Below are 4,042 nucleotides of genomic sequence, written 5' to 3'. Positions count from 1 at the left end.
GACCGCGGCATCCACGTCGTGTCCTTGGGCGTCGCCGATTTCCAGTGCGACCGCACCGTCGGGTAGGAAGAACGCGTCATACCAGTCTCCGCCGATATCCAGCCCATCCCGACTGGGCTGATAGCGGGCGGCGATCTCCAGGCCTGGGAGGTGCTCCGGCAGCGTCGGGAGCATGCTTTGTTGGAGCGCCGTGGACAGCTCGACGTGGGCTTGTTGCAATCTGATGCGCCTGAGTGCATGGCCTGCCAATTCGGCCAGAGCCGTCATGAAGGCGCCTTTCTCGGTGGAGGGGGGTGCTCACTCTCGTACGTCACCACCCAGGCCCCGAGCGGCCGGTCGCCCACCGGACTGAGGGGGGTGATCGAAAGGGCGGTGCCGGGGACGGGGCCCGGCAGCGGGAGACCGTCGTCGTGCAGCCAACGGCGAACGAGTTCCTCGTGATTGGGGAAGAACTGCGCCTGACCGGTACGGATCACGCAGGGCAACGGTCGGTCCTCATGCAGCGACAGGCCGTGCAGAGCGTCCTCCTCCCACGTGGGAATCCCGGCATCCGAGGAGACCCGCAAGCGCCCGTCGTCGACGACGGCGAAGAGCGCGCCGGAACCTCCGGCGGCCGCGGCGAGCCGGGCCAGGACGACCTGCTGCAGTTCCTGCTCGGTGGCGGCGCTGAACAGGGCGGAGGAGAACGCGGTGATCCCGTCGGCGCGCTCCCGCTCCGCGCTCACCTCGGCCAGCATCTGTCGGTGGTGTGTCTCCGACTGGGTGTCGTCGCGGATCACCGCGAAGACTCGTTCGGGGCCGCCGTATCCCAGCTGGAGCCGGCGGGTCTGGGCTGCGAGAACACGCCAGCCGTCGTGCTCGGTGACAAACCGCGACCTGATTCACGCGGACTGGGCGGCGGACGAGTGCACAAGCCGCCGCACGTTCCTGCGGTCATCGGGGTGCAGTCGACTTATCACCTCGGACAGGGGCACCGACGCCTGCGGGAAGAGCGCGGCCAGGGCGGGTGCGCCACCCAGCCACTCCACCTGGTGCTCACCGGGGGAACACATCCACAGGCCGAGGCCGGCATCCTTGGCCGCGAGCTGGAACGGGATCAGCAGACTACCGAGGTCGTGTCTGGGGTCCAAGGAATGCAGCCACACAAGCCGCTCGCCGCTCGAGGGATCCGTCACCGGTCGCGACTCGACGAGGCAGACCACGGATGCGGTGCCCGTGCCGGGGAATTCCAGCACGCGCATCGCCAGCCTTTTCGTCGTGGCCCCGTGCGTCAGCAGGCCCTCAGCCGAGACGCGCTGATCCTCGGAGAGTAGATCGACGAAGCGATGACCCACGCACTGTTCCCGCGGCCTGCCCAGTGACGTGGCCATCGCGGCGTTGAGGGAGCGGATGACACCGTCCGGGGTCAAAAGAGCCGACGGTGTCGCCGTCTGAAGAAGTTCGTCCGCGGCGTCCACGTCTCTCCCCGACCATCGTCGAGCGACATACCCCTATTGTCCTTCAATAACGGTATCTGCTGCAGAGCTCGCGCCCAGGCCAAGCACCATCTGTCGATTGGCGGTACGTCCGGTGCCGGTGACTTCGCGCCGGCCTCTGGAGCGAGCTGCGTCACCGTCGACCCAACTGCGCTTCGGGGTGCGGCCGGGTGTCAGCGCGGCCGGCTGTGAATTCGAAGAGGCCGGGTCGGATACGGGTACGGTGCCACCGGGTCTTTGCCAGGAGGGCCGAGCCGCAGATCACGATGGCCAGGCCGGTGAGCATGCCGTACAGAAGAAGAGGCGCGGGGCGGAACAAAGTAAGGGCATGTCTGTGCGATCTCGATGGTGTGTTGGCCAAGACCGCGTTCTTCCACGCGGCAGGGTGGAAGAACACCTCACGAAGGGCACTGGTTCTCGGAGATCCGGGCCGGGAGGGGCGTCCCCTCGCCCTGTAGCACGATCAGGGCCATGTCGTCGGCGAGCGGCCCGCCCGTATGTACCCGCAGGTCCGTGCCGATCCTGCGCACGAGCTCATCCGGACGCTGATCGGCCCACGCCGTCACCCCGCTCCACGAGGGGGTAGAAGCTGCCCGTGCGGTCCCGGGCCTCGGTGACTCCGTCCGTGTACAGCACCAGCCGGTCGCGGCGGCGAAAGGGAAGGTCAATGGGGCGTACTCGGTTCGCAGTCGGTGCGGGCGGCGGCGAATATCCCCAGGTCAACGTCGGGATGGGATGGCGGGAAGAAGGTGGGCGGGCGGAAGCGGCACGTGGTGGTGGACTGTCTCGGCCTGGTGCTGGCGGTGCTGGCGGTGATGGTGAACGCGGCGAGCGTGCAGGACCGCCACGCGGCTGTGCCGCTGCTCACTCGGCTGCGGGAAAGGTACTTCTCCATCCGCCTGGTGTGGGCGGACTCCGGCTACGCGGGTCGGCTCGTCGGCTGGGCCGCCGAGAAACTCAAGCTCACCCTTGAGATCGTCAAACGCTCCGACGCTGCCACGGGGTTCGTGGTACTGCCGCGAAGGTGGGTGGTAGAGCGCACGCTGAGCTGGCTGGTCCGCTCGCGTCGTTGGCACGCGATGTCGAGTCGCTGCCCAAGATGCACGAGGCCATGGTGCTGTGGTCCATGACCATGCTGATGAACGCCCGTCTGGCCGGGCGCCGCCGGGACGCCTTCCTCTTTTTTCCGATGCTCTTGCCGCGGAGGCGCCTCACCTGACGAGGTCCCACGCGGGAGAAAATGACCTCTTGCGAGCAACATTGGCCCGCGGCGGCTCGGGCAGGTCCGGGTGTGCCGCGGGCCGCGGTGACCAGATGGATGGCTGCTGGCGGTGCGGCGCTGGCGGGGGAGGCCGCAAGAGGAGTGAGGAGAGACAGAGACAGCAGGGCGGTGGCAGCCAGACGCCGCCACGATCACGAGGTGATCACGGGAAGACGCCTACCGGCATCGCCTGCCGGCCGATGGGAACACCGCTCTGATGCGGTGCGTCTTGAGCCCGGGATTGACGAAGGCCCGTGCGCTACGCCAGCCGGTGGGCGGGGCGTTGTCAGTGCGCTGCGCTACGGTCGTCGCCGACAACCCAGCTTGCCGAGCCCAAGCGACAAGTGTGCCTTCATATCCCTCACTCCTGGGGGGCAAGGGGGTCGCAGGTTTAAATCATGTCGACCCGACTTTTGAATTCGCAGGTCAGAAGCCGTATCGGGGCATGCTGATGCGGCCTCTTGAGCGTTCCCGGGGGCCTGCGGGTCAAGGCGTCCCGGACACGCGCTGGGCGTGTGGGGCAAGGCTTATGGGCGTACCCCCCCTTACTCTCTGCATACACCCTTACGCGCTGTTGGTCAGGCATCCCCGAGAGGCCCTTTCTCCATGACCGACCACGAACCCGAGGACGGGTCTGGCCACACGGTGGACACCGAACGTACTCAAGGACGGTGGGAGCGATTCGCGAGTTCGCGGCGCTTCGTACCCCAGAAGCCTCTTGCCGCCGTTGTCGGGCTCGTGGGATTCCTCGCGGCAGTCGCAGGACTCGTGAGTGGAATCGAGGCGATGTGGCCGCACAAGCGTGAATCGGACATCGCGCGGGTACACAGTCTGCTCTTGGGGTCGGACATCGACGCGGTCGAGCGGAGTCTGGGCGGTGAGAACAGGGTGGCCACCTACCGCGGGGACAGTGATGACTATTCGATCAAACCGCAAGGACCGACCAGCGGCCTCCTGGTCCGCATCTACCGCCTGCATCGAGTCTTTGTGCAGGTGGGCTACCGGGCGAATTCGGGAACCGTGGCCGAGTGGGTGGTGCAGTCCTGCGACCCCAAGGTCAAGATCAAGTTTTCCAGGTCGGGGGCTGATGCGAACCCGCCGCCGACAGTGACCCTGAATCAGACCACCATGAGTCAGATGACCAGGGGGAACATTCCTTCCCGGGTCCAGTACAGGACCTACGCCGATGCTTCCTCTGAACGTCTCGAGTTCTCCGCTCCCAGCGTGGCCTCCGGCGCTACGAGTGAGGTCTGGGGAACGAGCGGCGGTCTCTGCGACAGTCCATGGCGAGGTGCCGGGGAGGAAC

General features: G+C 66.8%; 6 protein-coding genes. 2 read left to right on the top strand and 4 right to left on the bottom strand.

The window, feature by feature from the left end:
- The 4 genes from LMU33_RS40610 to LMU33_RS42280 all read right to left on the bottom strand — a co-directional run.
- The coding region (locus LMU33_RS40610) for a PP2C family protein-serine/threonine phosphatase (protein WP_372478162.1) at positions 1 to 267 on the bottom strand (267 nt) is incomplete at its 3' end.
- Positions 264 to 779 carry a hypothetical protein gene (locus LMU33_RS40605; RefSeq protein WP_228627098.1) on the bottom strand — a complete coding sequence of 172 codons (516 nt, stop codon included), beginning with the start codon at positions 777 to 779 and terminating at the stop codon, positions 264 to 266. The genes LMU33_RS40610 and LMU33_RS40605, both read right to left, overlap by 4 nt.
- A 102-nt stretch (positions 780 to 881) precedes the next feature.
- A complete protein-coding gene (locus LMU33_RS40600; protein WP_228627096.1) occupies positions 882 to 1,457 on the bottom strand; it encodes a PAS domain-containing protein in 576 nt (191 codons plus the stop codon).
- A gap of 552 nt (positions 1,458 to 2,009) precedes the next feature.
- On the bottom strand, positions 2,010 to 2,198 hold the full coding sequence (locus LMU33_RS42280) for a SpoIIE family protein phosphatase (RefSeq protein WP_443728988.1): 189 nt from the start codon (positions 2,196 to 2,198) through the stop codon (positions 2,010 to 2,012).
- Between LMU33_RS42280 and LMU33_RS40590 the strand changes: the two genes are divergently transcribed.
- Together LMU33_RS40590 and LMU33_RS40585 are read left to right on the top strand one after the other, a co-directional pair.
- The gene (locus tag LMU33_RS40590) at positions 2,168 to 2,605 is read left to right on the top strand and encodes a transposase (RefSeq protein ID WP_228627095.1); all 438 of its coding nucleotides are present in this window, start codon (positions 2,168 to 2,170) and stop codon (positions 2,603 to 2,605) included. The genes LMU33_RS42280 and LMU33_RS40590 overlap by 31 nt on opposite strands.
- A gap of 737 nt (positions 2,606 to 3,342) precedes the next feature.
- Positions 3,343 to 4,042, top strand: a 700-nt coding sequence (locus LMU33_RS40585) for a hypothetical protein (RefSeq protein WP_228627093.1), incomplete at its 3' end; no start/stop codon positions are given.

The sequence above is a fragment of the Streptomyces barringtoniae genome, assembly GCF_020819595.1.
In the GTDB taxonomy this organism is placed as follows: domain Bacteria; phylum Actinomycetota; class Actinomycetes; order Streptomycetales; family Streptomycetaceae; genus Streptomyces; species Streptomyces barringtoniae.
This window is presented reverse-complemented; position numbering and strand designations above follow the sequence as displayed.